This is a genomic window from Pseudomonas sp. AA-38, from assembly GCF_029457475.1.
GTDB lineage: Bacteria > Pseudomonadota > Gammaproteobacteria > Pseudomonadales > Pseudomonadaceae > Aquipseudomonas.
Genome location: NZ_CP120359.1, coordinates 22,549 through 48,764 on the forward strand (window position 1 = coordinate 22,549; position 26,216 = coordinate 48,764).

25 protein-coding genes are annotated in these 26,216 nt (G+C 64.1%); 12 read left to right on the forward strand and 13 right to left on the reverse strand.

Annotated features, from left to right (window positions below; genetic code table 11):
- The first annotated feature begins 9 nt into the window (after positions 1 to 9).
- The 3 genes from PVE35_RS00100 to PVE35_RS00110 all read left to right on the forward strand — a co-directional run bounded on the left by PVE35_RS00100 (position 10) and on the right by PVE35_RS00110 (position 2,713).
- Positions 10 to 1,233, forward strand: coding sequence for an AcvB/VirJ family lysyl-phosphatidylglycerol hydrolase (locus tag PVE35_RS00100; protein WP_277374940.1), 1,224 nt, complete (start codon positions 10 to 12; stop codon positions 1,231 to 1,233).
- Between the two features lie 192 nt (positions 1,234 to 1,425).
- Complete coding sequence (locus PVE35_RS00105; protein ID WP_268180163.1) at positions 1,426 to 1,923, forward strand: C40 family peptidase; 498 nt, start codon at positions 1,426 to 1,428, stop codon at positions 1,921 to 1,923.
- 139 nt (positions 1,924 to 2,062) lie between these two features.
- Entirely contained in the window at positions 2,063 to 2,713 is a 651-nt protein-coding gene (locus PVE35_RS00110) for a 7-cyano-7-deazaguanine/7-aminomethyl-7-deazaguanine transporter (RefSeq protein WP_268180165.1), read from the forward strand.
- Positions 2,714 to 2,828: 115 nt separating this feature from the next.
- On the opposite strand, the gene PVE35_RS00115 is transcribed toward PVE35_RS00110, so the two are convergent.
- From PVE35_RS00115 to def, 5 genes are all read right to left on the reverse strand, one after another.
- The gene (locus tag PVE35_RS00115; protein ID WP_268180167.1) at positions 2,829 to 3,155 is read right to left on the reverse strand and encodes a tetratricopeptide repeat protein; all 327 of its coding nucleotides are present in this window, start codon (positions 3,153 to 3,155) and stop codon (positions 2,829 to 2,831) included.
- A gap of 89 nt (positions 3,156 to 3,244) precedes the next feature.
- Positions 3,245 to 4,618, reverse strand: a complete 1,374-nt coding sequence (trkA, locus tag PVE35_RS00120) for a Trk system potassium transporter TrkA (protein WP_268180168.1) — start codon at positions 4,616 to 4,618, stop codon at positions 3,245 to 3,247.
- Positions 4,619 to 4,629: 11 nt separating this feature from the next.
- The gene (rsmB, locus tag PVE35_RS00125; RefSeq protein WP_277373391.1) at positions 4,630 to 5,943 is read right to left on the reverse strand and encodes a 16S rRNA (cytosine(967)-C(5))-methyltransferase RsmB; all 1,314 of its coding nucleotides are present in this window, start codon (positions 5,941 to 5,943) and stop codon (positions 4,630 to 4,632) included.
- Positions 5,940 to 6,884, reverse strand: a complete 945-nt coding sequence (gene fmt / locus PVE35_RS00130; protein WP_277373392.1) for a methionyl-tRNA formyltransferase — start codon at positions 6,882 to 6,884, stop codon at positions 5,940 to 5,942. Before fmt ends, rsmB begins: the two co-directional genes overlap by 4 nt.
- A gap of 187 nt (positions 6,885 to 7,071) precedes the next feature.
- Positions 7,072 to 7,578, reverse strand: a complete 507-nt coding sequence (def, locus tag PVE35_RS00135) for a peptide deformylase (RefSeq protein ID WP_268180174.1) — start codon at positions 7,576 to 7,578, stop codon at positions 7,072 to 7,074.
- Between the two features lie 152 nt (positions 7,579 to 7,730).
- Here def and PVE35_RS00140 point away from each other — a divergent pair, with 152 nt between their 5' ends.
- From PVE35_RS00140 to PVE35_RS00150, 3 genes are all read left to right on the forward strand, one after another.
- The gene (locus PVE35_RS00140; RefSeq protein ID WP_277373393.1) at positions 7,731 to 8,768 is read left to right on the forward strand and encodes a LysM peptidoglycan-binding domain-containing protein; all 1,038 of its coding nucleotides are present in this window, start codon (positions 7,731 to 7,733) and stop codon (positions 8,766 to 8,768) included.
- Between the two features lie 81 nt (positions 8,769 to 8,849).
- On the forward strand, positions 8,850 to 9,956 hold the full coding sequence (gene dprA / locus PVE35_RS00145) for a DNA-processing protein DprA (protein ID WP_277373394.1): 1,107 nt from the start codon (positions 8,850 to 8,852) through the stop codon (positions 9,954 to 9,956).
- An 89-nt stretch (positions 9,957 to 10,045) separates the two neighbouring features.
- Positions 10,046 to 10,603: a Sua5/YciO/YrdC/YwlC family protein gene (locus PVE35_RS00150; protein WP_277373395.1), complete on the forward strand. Its 558-nt coding sequence runs from the start codon at positions 10,046 to 10,048 to the stop codon at positions 10,601 to 10,603.
- Positions 10,604 to 10,767: 164 nt separating this feature from the next.
- On the opposite strand, the gene PVE35_RS00155 is transcribed toward PVE35_RS00150, so the two are convergent.
- Positions 10,768 to 11,745 carry an NADPH:quinone reductase gene (locus tag PVE35_RS00155; RefSeq protein ID WP_268180181.1) on the reverse strand — a complete coding sequence of 326 codons (978 nt, stop codon included), beginning with the start codon at positions 11,743 to 11,745 and terminating at the stop codon, positions 10,768 to 10,770.
- A 133-nt stretch (positions 11,746 to 11,878) separates the two neighbouring features.
- On the opposite strand from PVE35_RS00155, the gene hemF reads away from it, so the two are divergent.
- From hemF to PVE35_RS00170, 3 genes are all read left to right on the forward strand, one after another.
- Positions 11,879 to 12,796, forward strand: coding sequence for an oxygen-dependent coproporphyrinogen oxidase (gene hemF / locus PVE35_RS00160; RefSeq protein WP_277373396.1), 918 nt, complete (start codon positions 11,879 to 11,881; stop codon positions 12,794 to 12,796).
- Positions 12,797 to 12,872: 76 nt separating this feature from the next.
- A complete protein-coding gene (aroE, locus tag PVE35_RS00165; protein WP_277373397.1) occupies positions 12,873 to 13,694 on the forward strand; it encodes a shikimate dehydrogenase in 822 nt (273 codons plus the stop codon).
- Positions 13,695 to 13,886: 192 nt separating this feature from the next.
- Positions 13,887 to 15,305, forward strand: coding sequence for a DASH family cryptochrome (locus tag PVE35_RS00170; RefSeq protein ID WP_277373398.1), 1,419 nt, complete (start codon positions 13,887 to 13,889; stop codon positions 15,303 to 15,305).
- A 258-nt stretch (positions 15,306 to 15,563) separates the two neighbouring features.
- Here PVE35_RS00170 and PVE35_RS00175 read toward each other — a convergent pair whose 3' ends face one another.
- The 5 genes from PVE35_RS00175 to PVE35_RS00195 form a co-directional block, all read right to left on the reverse strand.
- On the reverse strand, positions 15,564 to 17,411 hold the full coding sequence (locus PVE35_RS00175; RefSeq protein WP_277373399.1) for a GGDEF domain-containing protein: 1,848 nt from the start codon (positions 17,409 to 17,411) through the stop codon (positions 15,564 to 15,566).
- Between the two features lie 5 nt (positions 17,412 to 17,416).
- Entirely contained in the window at positions 17,417 to 18,292 is an 876-nt protein-coding gene (locus tag PVE35_RS00180) for an endonuclease/exonuclease/phosphatase family protein (protein WP_268180191.1), read from the reverse strand.
- 19 nt (positions 18,293 to 18,311) lie between these two features.
- Positions 18,312 to 18,938 (reverse strand): thiol:disulfide interchange protein DsbA/DsbL, encoded by a 627-nt coding sequence (locus PVE35_RS00185; protein ID WP_268180193.1) that lies wholly within the window; start codon positions 18,936 to 18,938, stop codon positions 18,312 to 18,314.
- A 153-nt stretch (positions 18,939 to 19,091) separates the two neighbouring features.
- Positions 19,092 to 19,697: a c-type cytochrome gene (locus PVE35_RS00190; protein WP_268180195.1), complete on the reverse strand. Its 606-nt coding sequence runs from the start codon at positions 19,695 to 19,697 to the stop codon at positions 19,092 to 19,094.
- A 50-nt stretch (positions 19,698 to 19,747) separates the two neighbouring features.
- Entirely contained in the window at positions 19,748 to 20,038 is a 291-nt protein-coding gene (locus tag PVE35_RS00195; RefSeq protein ID WP_268180196.1) for a c-type cytochrome, read from the reverse strand.
- A 241-nt stretch (positions 20,039 to 20,279) separates the two neighbouring features.
- On the opposite strand from PVE35_RS00195, the gene yihA reads away from it, so the two are divergent.
- Entirely contained in the window at positions 20,280 to 20,924 is a 645-nt protein-coding gene (gene yihA, locus PVE35_RS00200; protein WP_268180198.1) for a ribosome biogenesis GTP-binding protein YihA/YsxC, read from the forward strand.
- Between the two features lie 433 nt (positions 20,925 to 21,357).
- Here yihA and polA read toward each other — a convergent pair whose 3' ends face one another.
- Entirely contained in the window at positions 21,358 to 24,153 is a 2,796-nt protein-coding gene (polA, locus tag PVE35_RS00205; RefSeq protein ID WP_268180200.1) for a DNA polymerase I, read from the reverse strand.
- 75 nt (positions 24,154 to 24,228) lie between these two features.
- Between polA and PVE35_RS00210 the strand changes: the two genes are divergently transcribed.
- Together PVE35_RS00210 and PVE35_RS00215 are read left to right on the forward strand one after the other, a co-directional pair.
- A complete protein-coding gene (locus tag PVE35_RS00210; protein ID WP_268180202.1) occupies positions 24,229 to 24,513 on the forward strand; it encodes a DUF2782 domain-containing protein in 285 nt (94 codons plus the stop codon).
- 12 nt (positions 24,514 to 24,525) lie between these two features.
- Positions 24,526 to 25,476, forward strand: coding sequence for a homoserine kinase (locus PVE35_RS00215; RefSeq protein WP_277373400.1), 951 nt, complete (start codon positions 24,526 to 24,528; stop codon positions 25,474 to 25,476).
- A gap of 100 nt (positions 25,477 to 25,576) precedes the next feature.
- Here PVE35_RS00215 and PVE35_RS00220 read toward each other — a convergent pair whose 3' ends face one another.
- Positions 25,577 to 26,209, reverse strand: a complete 633-nt coding sequence (locus PVE35_RS00220; protein ID WP_277373401.1) for an SCO family protein — start codon at positions 26,207 to 26,209, stop codon at positions 25,577 to 25,579.
- Positions 26,210 to 26,216: the final 7 nt, after the last annotated feature.

Genomic DNA, 26,216 nt, shown 5'->3' on the forward strand with positions numbered 1-26,216 from the left:
CTGGGCGGCCTGTTGCTGATCGCGGCACTGGCTGCTGGGGCATTCATCTGGTGGTGGTCAATGCATGCCGTGCCGCACCTGCAGACGGTACAGGTGCAAGGCACGCCCGCCCAGTTGGTGAGCCAGGGCTCGGCCCAGCAGCGTGTGCTGCTGATCGCGCCGGCTGATCAGACACTGGATGACGCGACGCTGCGTCGTCTCGCTGAGGTAGGCGATCTGCGCTTGCTGCAACTGCCTTTCTCGGGCGGCGATTGCGCCGCTCAGCAACGCCTGATCGAGCAGGCGAGCGAGACGCTCGGCGGCACGCCGACCCTGGTGGCCGGCATCGGCCCGGCAGCGGCCACGGCCTGGCGCTGGCTGGCCGAACAAAGCGACGACCGAGCTCAGGCGCTGTCGGTTGGCTTCGATCTGGCAAAGCCCGATTGCGCCGAGCCTCTGCCACAAAAGGCGGCGCACGGCCACTGGGTGGCCCTGTGGAACGACAATCCGGGTGACGACAACGCCCGCTTCCTGCGCGAGCAGGCCAATGGCGAGCCGCGTATCGGCAGCCTGGGCGCGCCCTTGCCGGCCCTGCTGGCCGATCAGTTGCAGCACATGCTGGCCGGTCAGGGCGCCGCGATGCCGGTGATCGAACACCCTTCCGCTCAGCCGGCCGATACCCTCACCCTGTTCTATTCCGGTGATGGCGGCTGGCGTGACCTCGACCGCGCCTCGGCCGAGCACATGGCCGCTGCTGGTTACCCGGTGGTGGGCATCGACACCCTGCGTTACTACTGGCAGCACAAGAGCCCGGAACAGAGCGCTGCCGACCTGTCGCGGCTGATGCAGCAGTATCGCGAAAAATGGCATATCAAGCGCTTCGTCCTGGCCGGTTATTCCTTCGGCGCCGACGTGCTGCCGGCCATCTACAACCGCCTGCCGGCCAGCGACCAACAGCAGGTGGACGCCATCCTGTTGCTAGCCTTCGCCCGCAGCGGCAGCTTCGAGATCGCCGTCAGTGGCTGGCTCGGCAAGGATGGCGCGGAAGCCCCGACCGGTCCGGAAATGCAGCGCCTGCCGCCGGCCAAGGTGCTGTGCATCTACGGCAGCGAAGAGGCGCCAGACAGCGGTTGCACGGCACCGGGCGCCGTGGGCGAGCGCCTGGAAATCACCGGCGGTCACCACTTCGATGAAGACTACGCCGCGCTGGCGCAGAAGATGCTGGTGGCGATCAAGGCGCGCCAGCAGCCCTGAATGACGCTACGGACGGGCACCTGCGCAGGTGACCGTTCGTCGGTCAGCCGTGGTCGAAAATGAACCCTGAGCAGTCATCGACAGTCCGTCCTCCTGATGGATTGGATGCCTTTTTCGATGCAACGCCATGATTTGGAAGGGAATCCGAAAATAGGCCGCTGACCAGGGTTACTGGGTTTGAACAAGATTGTCATGTCACTTTGTCTTGGAGGCGCTCTTCTGTTCGGGATTTGTGCCGAAGCCTCCGCCACCTTTCGTATTCAGGTCATTCCTGCCACCGTCGCCAGCAAGCACGTCGAACCGACGCCGACCCGTGAGGTGATCGACCGCGCTCTTGGCGCTCTGGGCAAACCCTACCGTTGGGGCGGCGCCAGCCCCAAGCAGGGCTTCGATTGCAGCGGGTTGGTGCAATATGCCTTCCAGCCGCTGGAGGATCTCGATCTGCCACGTACCTCGCATGCGTTGTCGCGCGTGGATGCGCCCTCGGTCGAGCGCCACGATCTGCAACCGGGCGACCTGCTGTTCTTCCGCATCCGTAGCCGTTCGGTCGATCACGTGGCCATCTACCTGGGCCAAGGGCGCTTCATTCACGCGCCGCGTCGTGGCGCCAACGTGCGTATCGATCGCCTCAACACGCCGTACTGGAAGCGCCATTTCCAACTGGCCAAACGCGTGGTGCCGGAAGCCTGAGTTGCCGATGAGTGGCAGCCAGGCCGTCGCCAAGAACCTATCTCCAGGGTCAAGATCACGCTAGAATGCGCGCCGCTCGTGGCCATGTCGGCTGCGGCAGTGGGTTCCCTCACCCCACTCTACGAAAAAGGACATCGACATGACCCTGATTCCCGCGTCGGTCAGTCGGCCCGTGCTGGCCGGCCTGATCGCCTTCCATATCCTCATCATCATCGCCAGCAACTACCTGGTGCAGCTACCGATCACTCTGTTCGGTTGGCACACCACCTGGGGCGCGTTCAGCTTCCCGTTCATCTTCCTCGCCACCGACCTCACCGTGCGCCTGATCGGCAAGCATGCCGCGCGCGTGGTGATAGCCCGCGTCATGTTGCCGGCGCTGGTGGCTTCCTACGTGGTGTCGGTGCTGTTCCATGAGGGCATCTTCGGTGGCCTGGCGGCGCTGGGCGAGTTCAACCTGTTCGTCTTCCGCATTGCCGTGGCCAGCTTCCTCGCCTACGCCTTCGGCCAGTTGCTGGACATCCAGGTGTTCGATCGCCTGCGCAAGATGCGCCAGTGGTGGATTGCACCGACCGCCTCGACCATCTTCGGCAACCTGCTGGATACCTTCCTGTTCTTCTCGGTGGCCTTCTGGCACAGCGACGATCCGTTCATGGCGGCCAACTGGGTGGAGATCGCCACGGTGGATTACGTGATCAAGCTGGCCATCAGCCTGATGCTGTTCGTGCCGCTGTACGGCATGCTGCTCAGCGCCATCGTGCGGGCTTTGCCACAGCGCACCGCTACCGCCTGAGTCGCATCGTAAACGCCGTAGCCCGGATGCAATCGGGGGACAGACTGCAGAAATTTTCCCGGATTGCATCCGGGCTACGCAGCTACGAGGCAGCACCGAGCTTGTGGGAGGGGCTTTAGCCGCGATTGCTCGCCGGCTTGTCCAGTTTGCGCAGGAACACGTTCATTTCCTTCTCGGCCTGCTTGTCGCCCTTGGCCTGTGCCGCAGCAATGCCCTGCTGCCAGGCCTGGCGTGCGCCATCCTGGTCGCCTTCGGCCTGCAACGCCTTGCCCAGCAGCTTCCAGGCGGCAGAGTAGCTTGGATCGAACTCGACGCAGCGCTGCAGATGCTCGGCAGCCTGCGCGGCGTCGCCGGCATCCAGATGGCCCTTGCCCAGGCCGAAACGTAGCAGGGCATTGTCCATGCCCTTGGCCAGCATCTTTTGCAGTGCTTCGGTGCTCATGGGTGGGCCTCCTTCGTCGGCCAGCTACAAGCGGCAAGCCTCAAGCTGCAAGAACGCTCACTTGCGGCTCGAAGCTTGTGGCTTGCCGCTCAAAAGAACGTTAACCCCGCCTGGAACAGACGCTCGACGTCGCGGATGTACTTCTTGTCCACCAGGAACAGGATCACGTGGTCGCCGGACTCGATCAGCGTGTCGTCGTGGGCGATCAGTACTTCCTCGTCGCGGATGATGGCGCCGATGGTGGTGCCCGGTGGCAGGGCGATAGCGCCGATCATGCGGCCGATCACCTTGCTCGACTTGGCATCGCCATGGGCGATCACCTCCAATGCCTCCGCCGCGCCACGGCGCAGGCTGTGCACGCTTTCGATATCGCCACGGCGCACGTGAGTGAGCAGGGTGCCGATGGTGGCGAGCTGCGGGCTGATGGCGATGTCGATCTCGCCGCCCTGCACCAGATCCACGTAGGCCGGGTTGTTGATGATGGTCATGACCTTGCGTGCGCCCAGACGCTTGGCCAGCAAGGACGACATGATGTTGGCCTCGTCGTCGTTGGTCAGGGCCAGGAAGATGTCGGCGTCGCTGATGTTCTCTTCCACCAGCAGATCCTTGTCCGAGGCGCTGCCTTGCAACACGATGGTGCTTTCCAGGTTCTCCGAAAGGTAGCGGCAACGGGCCGGGTTCATCTCGATGATCTTCACCTGATAGCGGCTTTCGATGGCTTCGGCCAGGCGCTCGCCGATATGCCCGCCGCCAGCGATCACCACCTTCTTGTAGCTGTCCTCGAGGCGGCGCATCTCGCTCATCACCGCGCGGATGTGTGCCTTGGCGGCGATGAAGAATACCTCGTCATCGGCTTCGATGACGGTATCGCCCTGCGGCATGATCGGCCGGTTGCGGCGGAAGATGGCGGCCACGCGGGTGTCCACGGTGGGCATGTGGGCGCGAAGCTGGCGCAGTTGCTGGCCCACCAGCGGGCCGCCGTAGTAGGCCTTGACCGCCACCAACTGGGCCTTGCCTTCGGCGAAGTCGATCACCTGCAGGGCGCCGGGATACTCGATCAGGCGCTTGATGTAGTTGGTCACCACCTGCTCGGGGCTGATCAACACGTCGACCGGGATCGCCTCGTTGTCGAACAGCGCCTCGCGGGTCAGATAAGCCGATTCGCGCACCCGGGCGATGCGTGTCGGGGTGTGGAACAGGGTATAGGCCACCTGGCAGGCGATCATGTTGACTTCATCGCTGTTGGTCACCGCCACCAGCATGTCGGCGTCGTCGGCACCGGCCTGGCGCAGCACGGTGGGGAAGGAACCCTTGCCCTGCACGGTGCGGATGTCCAGGCGGTCGCCGAGGTCGCGCAGGCGGTCGCCATCGGTGTCGACCACGGTGATGTCGTTGGCTTCGCTGGCCAGGTGTTCGGCCAGGGTGCCGCCTACCTGGCCGGCGCCGAGAATGATGATTTTCACTGATCGCTCCGTTAGCCGTGGGTCGTCACGGCAGTCTTCAACAGCTTGGCATAGTAGAAGCCGTCGTGGCCGTCCACCTGCGGCAACAACTGGCGGCCGTGGCCTGGCTGCAGGCCGAATTCGCCGGTGATTGCCACTTCTTGTGCATCCGCGGTGCGAGCGAGAAAGGCGGCGATGGTCTCGCTGTTCTCCGTCGGCAGCACCGAGCAGGTGGCGTAGAGCAGGATGCCGCCGGACGCCAGGGTTGGCCACAGGGCATCGAGCAGTTCGCCCTGCAGTTGCGCCAGGGCGGGAATGTCCTCGGGCTGACGGGTCAGCTTGATGTCCGGGTGGCGACGGATCACGCCGGTGGCCGAGCAGGGCGCATCGAGCAGGATGCGCTGGAATGGCTGGCCATCCCACCAGGCAGCGGTGTCGCGACCATCGGCGGCGATCAGGGTGGCTTCGAGGCGCAGGCGCTCGAGGTTCTCGCGCACACGCACCAGACGCTTGGCTTCCAGATCCACGGCAACCACCTCGCTTAAGCCCGGCTCGACCTCCAGCAGGTGGCAGGTCTTGCCGCCCGGTGCGGCGCAGGCGTCCAGCACGCGTTGGCCGGGTGCCAGTTCGAGCAGTTCTGCGGCCAGTTGCGCGGCTTCGTCCTGCACGCTGACGCGGCCTTCCTTGAAGCCCGGCAAAGTGGTCACGTCGCAAGGCTGCAGCAGGCGCACGCCATCGCAGCTAAAGGTGCAAGGCTCGGCAGCGATGCCGGCGTTGTGCAGCTCTGCGAGATAGGCGTCACGGCTGCCATGGCGACGATTGACTCGCAGGATCAGCGGCGGATGGGCGTTGTTGGCGGCACAGATGGCCTGCCAGTGCTCGGGCCAGTGCGCCTTGAGCGCCTTCTGCAGCCAGCGTGGATGCGCGGTGTGCAGCACCGGGTCGCGATCCAATTCGGTGAACAGGGCTTCGTGCTCGCGCTGGGCGCGGCGCAGTACGGCGTTGAGCAGGCCCTTGGCCCAGGGCTTCTTCAGCGCGCCGGCGCAGCCGACCGTTTCGCCGATGGCGGCGTGCTCGGGGATACGGCTGTGCAGCAACTGGTAGAGGCCGATCAGCAGCAGCGCTTCCACGTCCTTGTCGGCGGCCTTGAAGGGTTTTTCCAGCAGCTTCTCGGCCAGCAGTTGCAGGCGTGGCTGCCAGCGCGCAGCGCCAAAGGCCAGATCCTGCGCCAGGGCGCGGTCATGGTGTTCGACCTTATCCAGTTGCGGCGGCAGGCTGCTACCCAGCGAGGCCTTGCCGGAGAGCACGGCGCTCAGAGCGCGGGCGGCGGCCAGGCGCGGGTTCATTGGCCGAGCACCAGGCCAGGCGCGAACTGCTCGCGGCGGCTGTTGTACAGATCGGCGAAGGCCAGCGGCTTGCCGCCAGGCAGTTGCAGGCGGGTCAGGCGCAGTGCGCCTTCGCCGCAGGCCACGGTCAGGCCGTTCTTGTCGGCGGCGAGGATGGTGCCCGGCGCGCCCTTGCCTTCGCCGATCTCGGCGGCATGCACTTTCAGGGCATCGCCACCCAGCGTGGTGTGGCAGATTGGCCAGGGGTGGAAGGCGCGGATCAGGCGCTCCAGCTCGAAGGCTGGACGCTCGAAGTCGAGGCGCGCTTCGTCCTTGCTGAGCTTGTGTGCGTAATTGGCCTGGGAATCGTCCTGCACTTCGCCCTTCAGCGTACCGCGGGACAGGCCGTCGATGGCGGCAAGCACCGCCTGCGGGCCGAGCTGGGCCAGACGATCATGCAGGCTGCCGCCCGTGTCGCTGGCGCTGATCGGTGTGCTGACCTTGAGCAGCATCGGCCCGGTGTCCAGGCCGGCTTCCATCTGCATCACGGTCACGCCGCTTTCACTGTCACCGGCCTGCACCGCGCGCTGGATCGGCGCCGCGCCGCGCCAGCGCGGCAGCAGCGAGGCGTGGCTGTTGATGCAGCCCAGGCGCGGGGTGTCGAGCACCGCTTGCGGCAGGATCAGGCCGTAGGCCACTACCACCATCAGGTCTGGTTCGAGCGCGGCCAGTTCGGCCTGCGCATCTGCATTGCGCAGGCTGGCTGGTTGGTAGACCGGGATGCCGTGCTCGACGGCTAGCTGTTTGACCGGGCTGGGCATCAGCTTCTGGCCACGGCCGGCCGGGCGATCCGGCTGGGTGTAGACGGCAATGATTTGGTGCTGGCTGGCCAGCAGGGCCTTGAGGTGTTCGGCGGCGAATTCCGGGGTGCCGGCAAAGACGATACGCATGGGGGCAGTCACCAAAGAAAAAGGCTTGCCTGGCAGGTCACTTGGAAACTACTGCGCTCGGTTATGCTGCGTTGAAAACAGGCTCGGACTGCTCATTTACAGCTCGTAAACTCCGCGCCCTCGCCTGTTTTCGCCTTGCCTAACCTTCGCTCGTGACGTTTCCATGCGACCTGCTACGCAAGCCTTTGGAATAAGTGAATCAAGCGCGCTGGCGATGCTGTTTTTCCAGCTTCTTCTTGATGCGGTCGCGCTTGAGATTGGACAGGTAATCGACGAACAGCTTGCCGTTGAGGTGATCGCACTCGTGCTGGATGCACACGGCGAGCAGGCCTTCGGCGATCAGCTCATAGGGCTGGCCATCGCGATCCAGCGCCTTGATCCTGACCTTCTGCGGGCGGTCGACGTTCTCGTAGAAACCGGGCACTGACAGGCAGCCTTCCTGATACTGATCCATCTCCTCGGTCAAAGGCTCGAACTCGGGGTTGATGAACACCCGTGGTTCGGTCTTGTCCTCGGACAGATCCATGACCACCACACGCTTGTGCACGTTGACCTGCGTTGCGGCCAGGCCGATACCCGGCGCGTCATACATGGTCTCGAACATGTCATCGACCAGTTGGCGGATAGAGTCATCCACGACCTCCACCGGCTTGGCGATGGTGCGCAGGCGTGGATCGGGAAACTCGAGGATATTCAGGATCGCCATATGCGTTTGTGATGCACTTGTAGAATAAATTCAAAATCCGCTGCTAAGATGATGAACAGCATTGAAAAACGGCTTCAAGCCGCGTAATCAGCGGGTTTGAGCGCGGCGCTAGGGCGCTTCACGCGAAAGCACATAATAAAGGGATTCACCGTATGAGGAAATCACTACTCGCCCTGCTCCTGGCAGCCGGCGGATTGGTTCTGACCAGCATGGCTCAGGCCGCAGTGCAACTCAAGGACGGTCACCCAGACCGTTACACCGTGGTCAAGGGCGATACCCTCTGGGACATCTCCGGTAAATTCCTCAGCCAACCGTGGAAGTGGCCGGAGATCTGGCACGCCAACCCGCAGGTGGCCAACCCGCATCTGATCTACCCGGGTGACACCCTCAACCTGGTCTACATCGACGGCCAGCCGCGGCTGATGCTCAACCGTGGCGAGTCGCGCGGCACCATCAAGCTGTCGCCGCAGGTGCGCAGCACGCCGATGGCCGAGGCGATTCCGACCATCCCGCTGGAGGCGATCAACAGCTTTCTGCTGAGCAACCGCATCGTCAACACGCCGGAAGAATTCAACAGCAAGCCCTACGTCGTCGCCGGCAATGCCGAGCGTGTGATCAGTGGCGTCGGGGATCGCATCTACGCCCGGGGCAAGTTCGACGCGCAGCATCCGGTGTATGGCATCTTCCGTCAGGGCAAGACCTACCTGGATCCGAAAACCCAGGAGTTTCTCGGTATCAATGCCGATGACATCGGCACCGGCGAGATCGTTGCCGAGGAAGGCGATGTCGGCACTCTGGTGCTGAGCCGCTCCACGCAGGAAGTGCGTCTGGGTGACCGTCTGTTCCCCACCGAGGAGCGTGCGATCAATTCCACCTTCATGCCCAGCGAGCCCTCCAGCCAGATCGACGGCCTGATTCTCGACGTGCCGCGTGGCGTGACCCAGATCGGTCAGTTCGACGTGGTCACCCTGAACAAGGGCGCCCGCGACGGCCTGGAAATCGGCAACGTGCTGGCGGTGTACAAGACCGGCGAAACCGTGCGTGACCGCATCACCGGGGAAAGCGTGAAGATCCCGGACGAGCGTTCCGGCCTGCTGATGGTGTTCCGCACCTACGACAAGCTCAGCTACGGCCTGATCCTGCAGGCCTCCCGGCAACTGGCGGTGATGGACAAGATCCGCAACCCGTGACACCTTCGAGCCCTGCCTGATGCAGGGCTCGTGCTTTATGGCCGCCAGGATGGCGGCTCCATCGTTCAGGGAAGATTGCTTATGCCACCCATTCCAGCCTCTCTCTCCCCCGCCGAACTCGAAGCTCGCCTGCGCCTGCATCTGCTGCCGGAGCTGGGGCCACGGCGTTTTCGCAAACTGCTCAGTGCTTTCGACAGTGCCTCGGCCGCTCTCAGTGCGCCGGCCAGCGCCTGGCGTGCCCTGGGGTTGCCAGACGAGTGTGCCGAACCCAGGCGCAGTGCCGAGATCCGTCAGCGTGCCGCCAGCGCCCTGGCCTGGCTGGAAGTGCCCGGCCAGCACCTGCTGATGTGGGACGATGCGCGCTATCCCGCCCTGCTCGGCGAACTGCCCGATGCTCCGCCGTTGCTATTCGTCGCCGGTGATCCGGAGCTGCTCGATGCCCCGCAACTGGCCATGGTCGGCAGCCGACGCGCCTCCGGGCCGGGGCTGGACAACGCCCACGCCTTCGCCCGCAGCCTGGCGGCCGGCGGTTTCGTCATCACCAGTGGTCTGGCCCTGGGCATCGACGGTGCCGCGCACCAGGGCGCGCTGGATGGTGGCGGCAAGACCGTGGCAGTACTCGGCACGGGGCTGCAGTGCCTGTATCCGGCCCGGCACAAACGCCTGGCAGCGCAGATCATCGAGCAGGGCGGCGCGCTGGTCTCGGAACTGCCGCTGGATTGCGCACCACAGGCCAGCAACTTTCCACGGCGCAACCGCATCATCAGCGGCCTGTCGCTCGGCGTGCTGGTGGTGGAAGCCAGCCCGTCCAGCGGCTCGCTGATCACCGCGCGCCTGGCCGCCGAGCAGGGTCGCGAGGTCTATGCCATACCCGGCTCCATCCATCATCCCGGGTCGCGCGGCTGTCATCAGTTGATCCGTGATGGCGCCACCCTGGTGGAAAGCGTCGAGCATATCCTCGAGACACTGCGTGCTTGGCAGGCCGTGGCTGAGTCGCCTGGCGCGCCTGCTGAGGTGCAGGCCGAGCATCCTTTGCTGGCGCTGCTGCATGCCGCGCCGCAGAGCAGCGAAGCACTGGTGCAAGTCACGGGTTGGCCGCTGAACGAGGTGCTGGCTGCCTTGACCGAACTGGAACTCGATGGCCGGGTAAGCAATGAGGCTGGCCGCTGGCTGGCACGCAAGCCGTAGCGCCGGGTGGCTGCCCGGAGTGCATCCGGGTTACCGTGCCTGGGCAGGCTTGGATAGACTGCCGATCATTCGCTAGCGAGAGACAGTCGATGACCAGCAACTGGCAGATACAGCAAACGGCGCGGGTGGTGTTCGACGGCGGTGTGATCGCCTACCCGACCGAGGCAGTCTGGGGGCTGGGTTGCGACCCCTGGAACGAGGCAGCGGTCGATCGCCTGCTGGCGCTGAAGGAGCGGCCCATGGGCAAGGGCCTGATCCTGGTGGCCGATGAGATCGAGCAGTTCGATTTTCTCCTCGAGGATCTGCCAGAGATCTGGCAGGAACGCCTGGCCGCCAGTTGGCCAGGGCCGAACACCTGGCTGGTGCCGCATCAGGGCCGTTTGCCCGAGTGGGTCACCGGCGAGCACGACAGCGTCGCCCTGCGCGTGTCCGACCACCCGCTGGTGCAGGCGCTATGTCGCCTTACCGGGCCGCTGATCTCCACTTCGGCCAACCCGGCTGGCCGTCCTGCCGCGCGTTCGCGTCTGCGCGTCGAGCAGTACTTCCCCGGCGAGCTGGACAAGGTACTCGTCGGCCCCCTGGGTGGGCGCAAGAACCCCAGCCTGATCCGCGACCTGCGCACGGGCGATGTGATTCGCCCATCCTGAAGAGCAGCTTCAAGCTGCAAGCCACAAGCTTCAAGTAACAGCGAAAAACGGTCGGAGCGCTTGTCGTATCGGAGTTTCACCATCACGCTAAGCAGCTTGCAGCTTGCAGCTTGCAGCTTGCAGCTTGCAGCTTGCAGCTTGCAGCTTGCAGCTTGCAGCTACTCTCAAGGCAGCAGAATGGTCGATCCTGTAGTCTGCCGTGAGCTCAGCGCGTCCTGCGCGGCGGCGGCATCCTTCAACGCGTAGCGGTTGCTGATTTCCACCTGCAGCTTGCCACTGGCGATCATGCCGAACAGCTCGTCGGCCATGGCCTGCAGGCGCTGGGGCGTGTTGGCGTAGCCAGCCAGGGTCGGGCGGGTGACGAACAGCGAGCCCTTCTGCGCCAGGATGCCCAGGTTGACCCCGGTGACCGCGCCGGAGGCATTGCCGAAGCTGACCAGCAGGCCGCGTGGTGCCACGCAGTCCAGCGAGGTTTCCCAGGTGTCCTTGCCGACGCCGTCGTAGACCACCGGGCACTTGGCTCCGTCGGTCAGCTCCAGCACCCGTTGCGCCACGTTCTCATGGCTGTAATCGATGGTCGCCCAGGCGCCCTGCTCCTTGGCTCGCGCGGCCTTTTCCGGCGAACTGACGGTACCGATCAGCTTGACGCCCAGCGCCTTGGCCCACTGGCAGGCGAAGGAGCCGACACCGCCGGCTGCGGCGTGGAACAGGATGGTTTCGCCGCCCTTGAGCTCATAGGTCTGGCGCAGCAGGTACTGCACCGTCAGGCCCTTGAGCATCACCGCAGCGGCCTGCTCGAAGGCGATGTTGTCCGGCAGTTTCACCAGCTTGTCGGCGGGCAGCACGTGCAGCTCGCTGTAGGCACCCAGCGGGCCGGTGGCGTAGGCCACGCGATCACCCACGGCAAAGCCCTGGACTGCGCTGCCGACGGCCTCGACCACGCCGGCGCCTTCGGTGCCCAGGCCCGAGGGCAACATCGGTGGCTGGTACAGCCCGCTGCGGAAGTAAGTGTCGATGAAGTTCAGGCCGATGGCCCGGTTGGCCACCCGGACTTCGTGCGGGCCGGGAGCGGCTGGTTGATAATCACGATATTGCAGCACCTCGCTGCCGCCGTGCTGGCTGAACTCGATACGCTTGGCCATTTTCGATTCCTTGTCTGATTTGAGCGAAGGGCTATCCAAGCGGCTCGGTCGATCAGCGTCAACTGTGGTATGCCCGGTGTGAATGCTATGCTGCCCGCCGATTTCGACCCGCTCCCCGTTCTAAGGTGCCGCCGTGACTGACCGTACCGAGGCCGTGAAGGCCTATCTGCTCGACCTGCAAGACCGTATCTGCTCCGCCCTGCAAGCCGAGGACGGCCAGGCCGTGTTCGCCGAAGACGCCTGGCAACGCCCGGCTGGCGGCGGCGGGCGCACGCGGGTGATCGAGAATGGCGCGCTGATCGAAAAGGGCGGGGTGAATTTCTCCCACGTATTCGGCGACAGCCTGCCGCCTTCGGCCAGCGCCCATCGCCCGGAACTGGCCGGGCGCGGCTTCCAGGCCCTCGGTGTGTCGCTGGTGATCCACCCGGAAAACCCCCATGTGCCCACCTCCCACGCCAACGTGCGCTTCTTCAGCGCCGAGAAGGCAGGCGAGGAGCCGGTGTGGTGGTTCGGCGGCGGTTTTGACCTGACGCCCTACTACGCCCATGAGGAAGACTGCGTGCACTGGCATCGGGTCGCCCGTGACGCCTGTGCGCCCTTCGGCGCGGACGTCTACCCCAAGTTCAAGGCCTGGTGCGACCGCTACTTCCACCTCAAGCACCGTGGCGAGCCGCGTGGCATCGGCGGCTTGTTCTTCGACGATCTCAATGAGTGGGACTTCGACACCAGCTTCGCCTTCATGCGTGCCATCGGTGATGCCTACCTGGAGGCCTACCTGCCCATCGTCCAGCGCCGCAAGCTCACCCCGTTTGGCGAGCGTGAGCGCGAGTTCCAGGCCTTCCGCCGTGGCCGCTACGTGGAATTCAACCTGGTCTTCGACCGTGGCACCCTGTTCGGCCTGCAATCGGGTGGGCGTACCGAGTCGATCCTCATGTCGCTGCCGCCGCAGGTGCGCTGGGGTTACGACTGGAAGCCGGAGCCTGGCAGCGAGGAAGCTCGTCTGACTGAGTATTTCCTGACCGATCGCGACTGGCTGAAAGAGCAGCCGTAAGCCCCAGGCTGCAAGCTACAAGTCGAGCAATGACGCTTGCAGCTTGTGGCTTGCAGCTTGCAACTCAAGGAATCCCATGGATCGCTACTGCGTATTCGGCAACCCCATCGGCCACAGCAAATCACCCCTGATCCATCGTCTGTTCGCCGAGCAGACCGGCCAGGTGATGAGCTACGACGCGCGCCTGGCACCGCTGGATGACTTCGTCGGCGATGCTCGCGCCTTCTTCGCCGAAGGTCTGGGCGGCAACGTGACCGTGCCGTTCAAGGAGGAGGCCTTCCGCCTGGCCGACGAGCTGACCGAGCGCGCGCGCCGTGCCGGGGCGGTGAATACCCTGAAGAAGCTGGCGGACGGTCGTCTGCTCGGCGACAACACCGATGGCGCCGGGTTGACCCGCGACCTGCAGGACAACGCCGGCTTCAGTCTGGCCGGCAAGCGCATCCTCGTGCTCGGCGCCGGTGGCGCCGTGCGTGGTGTGCTCGAACCCTTCCTGGTGCAGCGCCCCGCCCTGTTGGTGATCGCCAACCGCACGGTGGCCAAGGCCGAGCAACTGGTGCGCGAGTTCGCCGACCTCGGCCCGCTGGTCGCAGCCGGTTTCGACTGGAACGAGGCGCCGGTGGATCTGATCGTCAATGGCACCTCGGCCAGCCTCGGCGGCGAGCTGCCGCCTATTGCAGCGAGCCTGATCCAGCCTGGGCATACCCTTTGCTACGACATGATGTATGGCCGCGAGGCGACTGCCTTCAATCGCTGGGCTGCCGCCCAGGGCGCGGCGCGCTGCCTGGATGGTCTGGGCATGCTGGTGGAGCAGGCCGCCGAGGCTTTCGCCCTGTGGCGTGGCGTGCGTCCCGACACTGCGCCAGTGCTGGCCGAGCTGCGACGGCAACTGCTGGGCTGAGTCCGCTGGCGATGCGGCGACTTTGTTTTGCCGTTTGTGTCCGCCCACCGAGTCGATTGCCCTTCCATCAGCCGCTTTTGGGCGGCAGGAACCCGACGGGCGGATTAGAGTCTTGATCAGCAGGTGCTGGCCCGACCTTGCAACTGCCAGCCATTGCGGTATACCGAGGTCATTGCCCTCAAGGAGTGAAGCATGCAGAGCGCTCTGCTGTGGCTCAAACAGGATCTGCGTCTCGACGACAACCCGGCCCTGCAGGCCGGGCTTGCCTGCGAGCGCTTGTTGCCGGTCTACGTGCTCGACCCGCGCCTGCTGCAGATCGGCCCGCTCGGCAGCCGTCGCCAGGGCGTGCAGCGCACGCGCTTCCTGCTCGAGAGCCTGGTGGCACTCGACAGTGCGCTACGCCAGCGTGGCTCGCATCTGCTGGTGGTGCAGGGCGAGCCCGAGCGGGTCATTCCCGAGCTGGTCGAACGCCTGGCGCTGCAGGAGGTGCTGACGCACGCCGAGATCGCGCCGGATGAATGCGCGCTGCAGAAGCGCGTGAAAGACGCGCTCGGTCTGGTGCCGATGCGCGAGTTTGCCGGCAATGGCCTGCTGCGCGAGCACGAACTGCCCTGCCTGCCCAGTGAGCTGCCGGCGGTATTCAGCCAGTTCCGCGAGTTGTGCGAAGAGCGCGTGCTGGTGTTCCAGCCGCAGCCCGCGCCCCCTGCCCTGCCGCCTCTGCCGGATGCCGCGCTGGACTTGCTGCAGCCCTTGCCGACACTGTCCCAACTCGGTCTGGGCGAGCCGCTCAACATGCCGCTCAGCGCCTTTCCCTTCTCAGGCGGCGAAGCCGCTGCGCAGGCACGTTTGCGTGACTACTTGTGGAATACCCAGGCGGTGCGGCAATACAAGGAAACCCGCAACGGCCTGATCGGCAGCGACTATTCCTCCAAGTTCTCTCCCTGGCTGGCCAATGGTTGCCTGTCCGCGCGGCGGGTGCTGGCGGAACTGCGGCGCCACGAGTCGCAGTACGGCCGCAACGACTCCACTCATTGGCTGTGGGTGGAGATGCTCTGGCGCGATTTCTTTCGCTGGACGTTGCTGCGCCATGGCAGCGCGCTGTTCAAGGCCGGCGGCCTGAAGGCCACCAGCCATGCGCCGCGCAACCTCGATGAACGTTTCGAGCAATGGTGCCAGGGCCGCACCGGCATGCCGTTCGTCGATGCCAATATGCGTGAGCTGGCGGCTACGGGGTTCATCTCCAATCGTGGTCGACAGGTAGTGGCCAGCTACCTGGTGCATGACCTGCAGCAGGACTGGCGCCATGGCGCTGCCTGGTTCGAGGAGCATCTGCTCGATTACGACCCGGCGAGCAACTGGGGCAACTGGGCCTACCTGGCCGGCGTTGGCAGCGATCCACGGCAGCATCGCGTGTTCAACGTACTGCGCCAGGCGCGCCAGTACGACCCGGATGCCAGCTACGTCAGCCTGTGGATGCCGGAGCTGCATACCGTCGCTGCACACCTGCGGCATACGCCCTTCCTGTTGCCGCCACTGCAACTGGAGGCCATGCGTTATCCGCGTCTGCAGCAGCTACCGGAGAGCTGGCGGCCCTACCTGCCGGCGGCCTGACAACCGTCAGCAGGCCGTTGAAAAACGTAGGCGAGGCAGCCAGTGCAATACCGATGGCGGCCCCGCAAAAACAGCCGAAAAATGCTCGGAGTCGCGTTCGACTTTGCGAATTGCAAATGAGCATTTTTGACGGGGGCGCCTAGTCTGGGCTCGCACGCGAGCCTGCTTTTAACGCAGCAATGGCAACGCACGACTGCAGGGATGCAGGAGGTAGAGCGACGCAGGAAGCCAAAGCCGAGGTAGTTTTTCAACAACCTGCTAGCCCTGTTCGACCCGGTTGCGGCCATTCGCCTTGGCGCGATACAGCGCCTTGTCGGCGCGGTCGAAGGTGATGTCGCTCTTCTCGTCGCCGCGGAACTCGGTAAGGCCGGCCGAACAGGTGATGACCAGCGGCTCGCCCTTGAAGTGAAAGGGGCAGGCCGCGACGGCCGCGCGCAGGGTTTCCAGAAGCTGCAGGCCGCCTTCCAGAGGGGTGCCTGGAATCAGCAGGACGAACTCCTCGCCACCGAAGCGCGCCATGAAGTCGCTCTTGCGCAGGCGCTTGTGCAGCTCGCCAGCGATGATCTTGAGCACGCGGTCACCGGCCAGGTGGCCGTAGTTGTCGTTGACCCGCTTGAAGTGGTCGATGTCGATGACCGCCAGCAGCAATTCGCCGCCGTAGCGTTGCCGGCGTGCCACCTCCATCTCCAGGCGTTCGCTCCAGGCGGCGCGGTTGGGCAGGCCGGTCAGCGGGTCGAGCAGCGACTTCTGCCGCTGTTCTTCCAGGTGGTCACGGAACTGCTGGGCCTCCTGTTCCATTTCCGCCACGCGCTGTACCAGGCCTTGCAGGCGCTCGGCCACCGCATCTTCCCGTTCGTTGCGCTGGTGCTGGTGAGTGGCGACCGTTTGCAGCAGGCCTTCCAGGCGTTGCTCCAGCGCCTGCTTGAGCGATTCCAGATCCACCGCGTCCTGCACGCTGCTCTGCAGCTCGCTGACCTGATCGCGTAGTTCCTGATCGAAGCTGCGCGCCTGTTCGATGGAGCCGCTGTAGCCCTCGTGGGTTTCGTTGAGGGTACTGATGAACGCTGCCAGGCGCTCGTTGAGCTGCTTGAGGTAGAGGGCGAACTCACGCTGCCCGCTGCCGCTGACTGCCAACACCAATACCGACAGATCGTCCAGAACGGGTACCAGCTCGTACCAGTTCAGTGGCCCTTGCAGGCGTAACAGCAGCGCCTCGCCCTGGGGTTGGTGACGTGCGGGCAGTTCCAGTTCGGCCAGCAGTTTGCGCAGGCTTTCGGCGATATGCGGGGCCACTGAACTGTAGCCGGGCTCGCTGCTGGGCAGGTCGAACGCGCCGTTATCCGCTTGCGGGCTGGGCACCAGGCCGGGCGGCGCCGGCAGGCTGTCGAGCGTCGCGCGGGGAGCCGATGCGGCGCTAGTGGGTGTTTCCTGTGGCGGCGTGGCCGGCCTATCCTCGTTGACAGGCTGAGGCTGAGGCTGAGGCTGAGGCTGAGGCTGAGACGTAGCCTCGGGTTGCGCAAGTGGCAGCGCATCGCTGGGCTGTACGCCTGCCTCGCTGGCTTCGTTCGACGCCGCCTGGCCATCGCCACGGCTGCCGAACAGGCGCTGCAGCAGGCCGGGCTGTTCCGGCTGGCTATTGCGCACTTGTTGCAGCGCCTGACCCTGCAACTGGCTCAGTTGGCTGAGCAGCGCCGGCAGCAGGTAACTGTGGCTGGTGGCGTCCTCGAGCTGCCTGCCGAGGGCTTTCAGGGCCTTGCGCACCTCACGCGGAGGATCGAGCTCCTGCAACTGGTCGATCGCCTGCTGCAGGGCGTTGAGTGCTTCGCCGGCCCGTTGCTGGCGGCGCTTTTCCGACTCCAGCACGGCCTTTTCCAGGCGCGGGATGAGGTTGCCGAGGGGGGCGTCCATGTCGTCACGACGGAGGATCTCGCGCATTTCCTTCATGCACTGATCCACTGCCTTGTCGGTACCCTCCGCCGCCAGACTGCTGCGTACCAGGCCGCGACGCAGCAGGTCGAGGCGTGCGTCCCAGCGTCTCTCGAGCTTCTCCTGCTGTTCGAGGCTGCTCAGGTACTTGTCTTTCCAGCGCTGGGCGTCATCGCTCATTTGGCTTATTCCAGGGATGGCGGGTTGGGTGCAGGCGGTTGGCCACTACTTTGAGCATTCGGCAGACGTATTTCCACCGCCACGGGCAAGTGATCGGAAATCGGCTGGGCGAGCACATCGAAACGGCCCAGTTCTAGGCTGGGGCTGAGCAGGATGTGATCGAGGCAGCGCTGTGGGCGCCAGCTCGGAAAGGTGGCCTCGACTTGTGGAGCCAGCAGGCCGAGATCACGCAGGGGTGAGTTTTCCAGCAGGTCGATGGCATGGGTGTTCATGTCGCCCATCAATACCAGATGGCGGAACTCGCTGACGCGCTCGCGAATGTAGGCGAGCTGGCGGGTACGGGTACGGGCGCCCAGCGCCAGGTGCATCATCACCACCAGCAGCGCTTGCTCGCCCTTGCCCAGTTGCAGGAATATCGCGCCGCGTCCGGGGGGCCCGGGTAGCGGATGGTCTTCCAGCGCCTGCGGGCGCAAACGGCTGAGCAGACCGTTGCTGTGCTGGGCGAAGCGTCCGAGGTTGCGGTTGAGTTGCTGATACCAGTAGGGGAAGGCACCCTGCTGGGCCAGGTATTCCACCTGGTTGACGAAGCCCGAACGCAGGCTGCCGCCGTCGACCTCCTGCAGCGCGACCAGGTCGAAGTCGGCGAGCAGGTCACCGATGCGTTGCAGGTTGCCGCTGCGCCCGGCGTGCGGCAACAGGTGCTGCCAGCTACGGGTCAGGTAATGGTGGTAGTGCTGGGTATTGATGCCGACCTGGACGTTGAAACTGAGCAGTCGCAGCAGACCATCGGCTGGCCAACTGCGCTCGGGGGAACGGCAATGCGGGTTGACCTGTGGGTCACACAGGCCAACCGCGCGGGTCTTCCGCCAGCGGCGCAGCATCTTATGCGCCTAGCGCCGCTCAGCGCGCGGCACGTTCCTTGGCGATCAGGTAGTCGGCTACTTCCAGCGCCTGCTGCGCGCCACCGGCCGAGCCGATATCGAAGCGGTACTTGCCATCCACGATCATCACCGGCACGCCGGTGATCTGATAGGCCATGGCCAGTTTCTTGGCCTTTTCCATCTGGCCTTTGACGGCGAAGGAGTTGAAGGTCTTGAGGAAGGCATCGCGATCCACGCCTTGGGTGGCGACGAAATCGGCGAACTCCTCAGGCGTGGCCAAGCGCTTTTTCTCCTGGTGGATGGCGTTGAACACGGCATCATGCACCTTGTGCTCGACCTGCATCATTTCCAAGGTAATGAACGCCTGGCCATGCACGTTCCACAGACCGCCGAACAGCGCCGGAATGCGCACGAAGTTGACGTCATCCGGCAGTTGCTTGATCCAGGGGTTGAGCGTCGCCTCGAACTGGTAGCAGTGCGGGCAGCCATACCAGAACAGTTCCACGACTTCGATCTTGCCGGGTTTGGAAACCGGTACCGGGCTACTGAGCTCGACATACTGCTGGCCTGCGACCGGCTCGGCATGGGCAGTGAGGCCGAACAGGCTGCTGATCGCCAGAGCGGCGCCGAAAATCAGGTTACGCATGGGGGAACTCCTTGGCTGGAAAAGCATCGCCCTGATGGCGATTCGGAACTATGACTCGCTACCGTTTGGTCAGTTCCTCTATTGTAGCCATGGCACATACGAAAAAGGGCGGCCAAAGCCACCCTTTGTCTTGCCAAGTGCAACGGCGGTCTGTCAGTGCAGACCCTGGATATAGCTGGAAACGGCTTCGATATCCTTGTTGCTCAGCTTGGAGGCGATGGTACGCATGATCATGGCGTCACCATCGTTGGTGCGGTTGCCTTCGCGGAAATCGGTCAGCTGCTTGGCGACGTACTGCGCATGCTGGCCACCGAGGTGCGGGTAACCGGCTGCGGCGATGCCAGCGCCGTTGGGCGAGTGGCAACCCGTGCAGGCAGGCATGCCTTCTTCCAGCTTGCCGCCACGGAACAGGGCTTCGCCACGCTTGACCAGCTTGGGATCGGCGGCGCCGACGCTCATCTTCTGGCTGGCGAAGTAGGCCGCGATGTCGGCCATGTCCTGATCGCTGAGGTTGTCCAGCAGGCCGGTCATTTCCACGACCTGACGGTTGCCGGACTTGATGTCGTGCAGTTGCTTGAGCAGATAGCGCTCGCCTTGGCCAGCCAGTTTGGGAAAGTTGGGTGCAGGGCTATTGCCATCGACGCCATGGCAGGCACCACAGACGGCGACTTTACCCTGACCGGCTTGTGCATCACCGGCAGCCTGTGCCACGCCGGTGAGGCCCAGGGTCAACAGCAGACTCACGAGTACTTTGTTCATCAGCTAATCCAATTACGGCTAAGAGAGAAAGGGTTATCGGCCGGGCTTACTCATTCGCTCATCAGCTTGATGACCGCCTGGTAATCCTCCGCCGTGCAGTCCATGCACAGCCCACGGGGCGGCATGGCGTTCAAACCATTGGTGACGCTCTGCACCAGTGTATCCATGCCCTTGGCCAGACGCGGTTCCCAGGCGGCCTTGTCGCCTTTCTTGGGTGCCATGGGAAGCTGGCCGTTGTGGCATGCGCCACAGGTGCGGTCGAATACCGCTTGCGGATCCTGTGCGGCATGACCGTTCAGTGACAGCAAGGTCAGAGTAGCCGCGAGCAGCATTTTCTTCATCAAATCAACCTCATCAGGGTGGGAACATCCTGCCTCTATCGGGCGTTATGGAATGAGCGTTCCCTTGGCTACGGTTCCTGCGGGTGGGACAAAGCGCACACAAAATCTGCGGCATTATATACTGGCAACGCTTAAACGGAAACGACGCCACCTGCGACATGCCTTAGCCGGCGGTGGGTGCGCGGAAATGTCGCAAGTCCCGGATCCCATGCCGGATCAGGGCATCCACCGGATACCCCCCATGCTCCCGAAGAACCCCATCATCGGCCTGTGCCAGCAGGCCAGCTTCCTCATCAGCGCCGCCAAGGTCGATCAGTGCCCCGAGGACAGTGGCCTGGAGGTGGCGTTTGCCGGCCGCTCCAACGCGGGCAAGTCGAGCGCGCTCAATACGCTCACCCATGCCAGCCTGGCACGTACCTCGAAGACGCCAGGACGCACGCAACTGCTCAATTTCTTCCGCCTGGATGACGAGCGCCGTCTGGTCGACCTGCCCGGCTATGGCTATGCCAAGGTGCCCATCCCGCTCAAGCAGCATTGGCAGAAACACCTGGAAGCCTACCTGGGCAGCCGCGAAAGCCTGTGCGGCCTGGTGCTGATGATGGATATTCGTCACCCGCTGACCGACTTCGACAGGATGATGCTGGACTGGTCGGTGGCCAGCGGCATGCCGCTGCACATCCTGCTGACCAAGGCCGACAAGCTGGCCTTCGGCGCTGCGAAGAACGCTCTGCTCAAGGTGCGTCAGGAGATTCGCAAGGAATGGGGCGAGGGTATCGGTATCCAGTTGTTCTCGGCGCCCAAGCGCATGGGCGTGGAAGAGGCGCAGATGGTGTTGGCCGGCTGGTTGGCTCTATTGCCGGAGGAAGATGAGGCGGCTCAGGAGTAGGGTCCACGACTTATGGCGTATCGGTGCGCACAGCGCACCCTACGGAGGGCGACGAGGCCTCTGAGCAAGTGTGAGAGGCAGGAGGAGAAGGTAGGAGCTGGCTTGCCAGCGATTGCAGCTTGTTGCCTGCACCATCGCCCGCAAGCGGGCTCCTACACGATTCGGCAGCCACTTTCTTGCAGGCAAAAAAAACCCCGAGCTTCGTATGGGGAGGGAGAAGTTCGGGGTTCAAGCTCTGAACCGCTAGGGCGGGGTTCAGATGTCTGCCAACACTTAACACAACAAAGGAGCATTGAAAGGCTTAACGGCCATTCATGAGTTCTGACCGGGTGGTTGAGCGGAAAGTTCAGGTTTTCTTACAACCATTTGCCATAACTACCAGCTTTTACTGCTCTCAAATCCATAAGCTAGAGCGGCCGCGGCTTAGCGAGGGTCAGTGAGCTTCATCCCAGTTGCTGCCGACGCCTACTTCCACCAGCAGCGGCACATCCAGTTCGGCAGCGTCGCCCATCAGGGCCTTGAGCTTGGCGCTGACTTCGTCGATCAGTTCCTCGCGCACCTCCAGCACCAGTTCATCGTGCACCTGCAGGATGATGCGTGCATCGATGCCGCTATCCTGCAGCCAGCCGTCCACTTTGATCATGGCACGTTTGATGATGTCCGCCGCGGTGCCTTGCATCGGCGCATTGATCGCCGCGCGCTCGGCGCCCTTGCGCATGGCCTGGTTCTGCGCATGGATTTCCGGCAGGTACAGGCGACGACCGAATACGGTTTCCACGTAGCCCTGTTCGGCGGCTTGCGCACGGGTGCGCTCCATGTAGCTCAACACACCGGGATAACGGGCGAAGTAGCGGTCGATATAGGCCTGCGCCTCCTTGCGTTCGACGTCGATCTGCTTGGCCAGGCCGAAGGCGCTCATGCCGTAGATCAGGCCGAAGTTAATGGCCTTGGCCTTGCGCCGCTGATCGCTGGTCACCTCTTCCAGGGCCACACCGAAGACTTCGGCGGCGGTGGCCTTGTGCACGTCCAGATCGTGGCGGAAGGCATCCAGCAGGCCTTCGTCCTTGGCCAGGTGGGCCATGATGCGCAGCTCGATCTGCGAATAGTCGGCCGCCATCAGCTTGTAGCCCTTGGGCGCGACGAAGGCCTGACGGATACGTCGGCCTTCGGCGGTGCGGATGGGGATGTTCTGCAGGTTCGGGTCGCTCGACGACAGCCGGCCGGTTGCCGCCACTGCCTGGTGGTAGCTGGTGTGGATGCGCCCGGTGCGTGGGTTGATCTGCTCCGGCAGCTTGTCGGTGTAGGTGCTCTTGAGCTTGCTCAAGGAGCGGTACTGCATCAGCACCTTGGGCAACTCGTAGTTCTGTTCGGCCAGTTCCGCCAGCACCGCCTCGGCGGTGGAGGGCTGGCCCTTGGCGGTCTTGCTGATCACCGGGTAGCCAAGTTTCTCGTAGAGAATCGCGCCGAGCTGCTTGGGTGAGGACAGGTTGAATTCCTCACCAGCGATCTCGAAGGCCTGGCGCTCCAGCTCCACCAGTTTCTCGCCCAGTTCGACGCTCTGCACGCCGAGCAGCTTGGCGTCCACCAGCGCGCCGTTGCGCTCGATACGCGCCAGTACCGGCACCAGCGGAATCTCGATTTCGCGCAGCACCTTGGCCAGCGAGGGCACGGCTTCGAGTCGGCCCCACAGTTCCTGGTGCAGGCGCAGGGTCACATCGGCATCCTCGGCAGCGTAGGGGCCGGCCTGCTCCAGAGGAATCTGGTCGAAGGTCAGTTGCTTGGCGCCCTTGCCGGCGATGTCCTCGAAGCGGATGGTGCTGTGGTTCAGGTACTTCAGCGCCAGGCTGTCCATGTCGTGGCGGGTGGCGGTGGAATCCAGCACGTAGGATTCGAGCATGGTGTCGAAGGCCACGCCCTGCACCGCGATCGGCGTGCTGGCATTGGCCAGGACGTTGATGTCGTACTTGGCATGCTGGCCGACCTTGGCCTTGGTCGGGTCTTCGAGGATGGGCTTGAGTGCCTTGAGCACCGCATCGCGGTCAAGCTGTTGCGGCACACCCATGTAGCTGTGGGCCAGCGGTACGTAGGCGGCTTCGCCGGCCTTGACCGCGAACGACAGGCCGACCAGTTGCGCCTGCTGGGCGTCGATACTGGTGGTTTCGCTGTCGAAGGCGATCAGTTCGGCCTGCTCCAGCTTTTTCAGCCAGGCGTCGAACTGCGCCTGTTCCAGCACCAGTTGGTAATCCCCGGCGCTGGGCGGCGTCGCTTCGGCGTTGTCTTGACCATCATCGCTGGCCGGCTCGGCGAACAGGTCGCCGGCTGGCGCTGCCGCCTTGGCCGCCAGCGCCTTGTTCTGCCGCAATAGCTCGTCCAGCCAGGCCTTGAATTCCAGTTCGCCATAGAGCTGCACCAGCGCAGCCAGATCCGGTTCACCGGGGTGCAGCGAATCGATCTCGATATTCAGCGGCACGTCGGTCTTGATGGTCGCCAGTTGATAGGAGAGGTAGGCCATCTCGCGGTGTTCCTCGAGCTTGGCTGGCAGGCCCTTGGCGCCGCGAATCGGCAGCTCGGGCACCTTGTCGAGGTTGGCGTAGAGCACGTCGAGGCCGCCACCGACGCCGACCAGCAGACCCAGGGCGGTCTTCTCGCCGACACCGGGTACGCCGGGGATGTTGTCCACCTTGTCGCCCATCAGTGCCAGATAATCGATGATCAGCTCGGGGCCGACACCGAATTTCTCCTTTACGCCATCGGCATCGTAGACGCTTCCAGTCATGGTGTTGACCAGCGTAACGTGCGGGCAGACCAGTTGCGCCATGTCCTTGTCGCCGGTGGAGATCACCACGTCGCGCTTTTCCGCGGCTGCCTGGCGGGCCAGGGTGCCGATCACATCGTCGGCTTCCACGCCTTCCACGCACAGCAGCGGCAGGCCCATGGCACGCACGCTGGCGTGCAGCGGCTCGACCTGCACGCGCAGCTCGTCCGGCATGGAGGGTCGATTGGCCTTGTACTCGGCGAACAGCTCGTCACGGAAGGTGCCGCCCTTGGCATCGAAGACTACCGCGAAGGGGCTGTTCGGGTACTGCTTGCGCAGGCTTTTGAGCATGTTCAGCACACCCTTGACCGCCCCGGTGGGCATGCCCCTGGAGGTGGTCAGCGGCGGCAGGGCGTGGAAGGCGCGGTACAGGTACGAGGAACCGTCGACCAGAACGAGAGGGGCTTGGCTCATGCGCGGGATCAACCTTTTCGGCGGGTGCAGCGGTAGAATGGCTGCATCGGTGAAAAACGAAGGAGTAAGGTTATCATGGGTATGCTGAATCGCCTGTTGCTGGTCGGCCTGATGGCCTGTCTTCCGCTTGCTGCTCATGCCGAGGATCCGGTTTCCGCCGATCCCGACGTCACCATTCGCCAGGACGGCGACCGCACCATTCAGGAGTATCGGGTCAATGGCTTCCTCTATGCCATCAAGATCACTCCCAAGAACGGTAAACCCTATTTTCTCGTCCGCGCCGATGGCAGCGACGGTAATTTCATCCGCTCGGACGACCCGGACATGCTGATCCCGTCCTGGGAAATCTTCAGTTGGTAACAAGGCAACGACATGTCGGTATTCACCCCCCTGGAGCGTCATGAGCTCGAAGTATTCCTGGCGCCCTACGGGCTCGGTCGACTGAAGAGCTTTCAAGGCATTGCCGCCGGTAGCGAGAACAGCAACTTCTTCGTCAGCTTGGAGCAGGGTGAGTTCGTTCTCACCCTGGTCGAGCGTGGGCCGGTGGCCGATTTGCCGTTCTTCATCGAATTGCTCGATGTGCTGCACGAGTCCGGTCTGCCGGTGCCCTACGCCCTGCGCACGCAGGATGGCGAGGCGCTGCGCAGCCTGGCCGAGAAGCCGGCGCTGTTGCAGCCGCGGCTGGACGGCAAGCATCTGCACGACCCCAACGCCCATCACTGCCAGGAGGTCGGGCGCCTGCTGGCGAACATCCATCTGGCGACCCGCGAGCGCCCCATCGAGCGACGCAGTGATCGGGGGCTGGACTGGATGCTCAGCGAGGGCCCGAGCCAGGCGTTGAAGCTCGACGAGCAGGCATTGCCTCTGCTGCGTGACGCATTGCAGGAAATCGCCGAGCTCAAGCCGCGCATTCTCGCCCTGCCGCGCGCCAACCTGCATGCCGATCTGTTCCGCGACAACGCGCTGTTCGACGGCAACCACCTGGCCGGGGTGATCGATTTCTACAACGCCTGCTCGGGGCCGATGCTCTATGACCTGGCTATCACCCTCAACGACTGGTGCTCGCACGAAGACGGCAGCCTCGATGGTGTCCGTGTGCGTGCGTTGCTGGGCGCCTACGCGGCGCTGCGCCCCTTCACCGCCGCCGAGGCCGAGCTGTGGCCGACCCTGCTGCGGGTGGCCTGCGTGCGTTTCTGGCTGTCACGTCTGATCGCCGCCGAGTCCTTTGCCGGGCAGGATGTGTTGATCCATGATCCGGCCGAGTTCGAGCGCCGCCTGGCGCGGCGCCAGCAGGTCGACCTGCCGCTGCCGTTGGCGTTGTAACGCGAACCGCAACGCCGCCGCTCGTTGTGTAGAGTGGCCCGGTACGCCCTGCGGTGGATGAAAAGAGCGTCATCCACCCTACGTCGGCAACCGCATCATGTCAGCTACCGGAAACCAACCCCGGCAACTGCTCGGCCAGCTTGGCGTTGTTGATCGGTGCGCGGATGAAGCCGCGCTGGGTGCCGTCCGGGCCGAGTATCACCAGGTTGCCGCTGTGGTCGACGGTGTAGTTTTCCTTGCTGGTGTCGGCGGGAATGTAGGGAATGCTCACCGCATTGGCCAGCTTTTGCAGGCTGGCCTCCTCGCCAGTCAGGCCCTGAAAGCCGGCGTCGAAGTAACCCAGGTATTTTTTCAACTGCTGCGGTGTGTCGCGGTGCGGGTCGACGCTGACCAGCACGATGCGCAGACGTTCGCGGGTCGCCTCGGGTAGCTGGCTCTTGAGCTGGCGCAACTGGGCGAGGGTCGCCGGGCAGATATCCGGGCAGAAGGTGTAGCCGAAGAACAGCAGCGTCCAGTCGTCCTTGAGCTGATCCAGCGCGACCGTTTCACCATCCTGGTTGGTCATGGTCAGCGCTGGCAGGGTACGTGGTTGCGGCAGCAGAACGATGCCGGCGTCGAGCAGAGCAGCCGGGTCACCCTGGCCCTTGCTGCTCAACACCTTGTTGACGGTCAGGCCCAGCACCAGGGCGACAGCGGCGACGAGAACGAAAATGGTGGTATGGGTGCGGGTCATAAGAGCC

Excerpts from the sequence above, each read along its gene's own strand:
- PVE35_RS00105 (WP_268180163.1), top strand. The coding sequence starts at position 1,426 with ATGTCACTTTGTCTTGGAGGCGCTCTTCTGTTCGGGATTTGTGCCGAA.
- PVE35_RS00110 (WP_268180165.1), top strand. The coding sequence starts at position 2,063 with ATGACCCTGATTCCCGCGTCGGTCAGTCGGCCCGTGCTGGCCGGCCTG.
- PVE35_RS00115 (WP_268180167.1), bottom strand. The coding sequence starts at position 3,155 with ATGAGCACCGAAGCACTGCAAAAGATGCTGGCCAAGGGCATGGACAAT.
- rsmB (WP_277373391.1), bottom strand. The coding sequence starts at position 5,943 with ATGAACCCGCGCCTGGCCGCCGCCCGCGCTCTGAGCGCCGTGCTCTCC.
- def (WP_268180174.1), bottom strand. The coding sequence starts at position 7,578 with ATGGCGATCCTGAATATCCTCGAGTTTCCCGATCCACGCCTGCGCACC.
- PVE35_RS00140 (WP_277373393.1), top strand. The coding sequence starts at position 7,731 with ATGAGGAAATCACTACTCGCCCTGCTCCTGGCAGCCGGCGGATTGGTT.
- dprA (WP_277373394.1), top strand. The coding sequence starts at position 8,850 with ATGCCACCCATTCCAGCCTCTCTCTCCCCCGCCGAACTCGAAGCTCGC.
- PVE35_RS00150 (WP_277373395.1), top strand. The coding sequence starts at position 10,046 with ATGACCAGCAACTGGCAGATACAGCAAACGGCGCGGGTGGTGTTCGAC.
- PVE35_RS00155 (WP_268180181.1), bottom strand. The coding sequence starts at position 11,745 with ATGGCCAAGCGTATCGAGTTCAGCCAGCACGGCGGCAGCGAGGTGCTG.
- aroE (WP_277373397.1), top strand. The coding sequence starts at position 12,873 with ATGGATCGCTACTGCGTATTCGGCAACCCCATCGGCCACAGCAAATCA.
- PVE35_RS00170 (WP_277373398.1), top strand. The coding sequence starts at position 13,887 with ATGCAGAGCGCTCTGCTGTGGCTCAAACAGGATCTGCGTCTCGACGAC.
- PVE35_RS00175 (WP_277373399.1), bottom strand. The coding sequence starts at position 17,411 with ATGAGCGATGACGCCCAGCGCTGGAAAGACAAGTACCTGAGCAGCCTC.
- PVE35_RS00180 (WP_268180191.1), bottom strand. The coding sequence starts at position 18,292 with ATGCTGCGCCGCTGGCGGAAGACCCGCGCGGTTGGCCTGTGTGACCCA.
- PVE35_RS00185 (WP_268180193.1), bottom strand. The coding sequence starts at position 18,938 with ATGCGTAACCTGATTTTCGGCGCCGCTCTGGCGATCAGCAGCCTGTTC.
- PVE35_RS00190 (WP_268180195.1), bottom strand. The coding sequence starts at position 19,697 with ATGAACAAAGTACTCGTGAGTCTGCTGTTGACCCTGGGCCTCACCGGC.
- PVE35_RS00195 (WP_268180196.1), bottom strand. The coding sequence starts at position 20,038 with ATGAAGAAAATGCTGCTCGCGGCTACTCTGACCTTGCTGTCACTGAAC.
- yihA (WP_268180198.1), top strand. The coding sequence starts at position 20,280 with ATGCTCCCGAAGAACCCCATCATCGGCCTGTGCCAGCAGGCCAGCTTC.
- polA (WP_268180200.1), bottom strand. The coding sequence starts at position 24,153 with ATGAGCCAAGCCCCTCTCGTTCTGGTCGACGGTTCCTCGTACCTGTAC.
- PVE35_RS00210 (WP_268180202.1), top strand. The coding sequence starts at position 24,229 with ATGGGTATGCTGAATCGCCTGTTGCTGGTCGGCCTGATGGCCTGTCTT.
- PVE35_RS00215 (WP_277373400.1), top strand. The coding sequence starts at position 24,526 with ATGTCGGTATTCACCCCCCTGGAGCGTCATGAGCTCGAAGTATTCCTG.
- PVE35_RS00220 (WP_277373401.1), bottom strand. The coding sequence starts at position 26,209 with ATGACCCGCACCCATACCACCATTTTCGTTCTCGTCGCCGCTGTCGCC.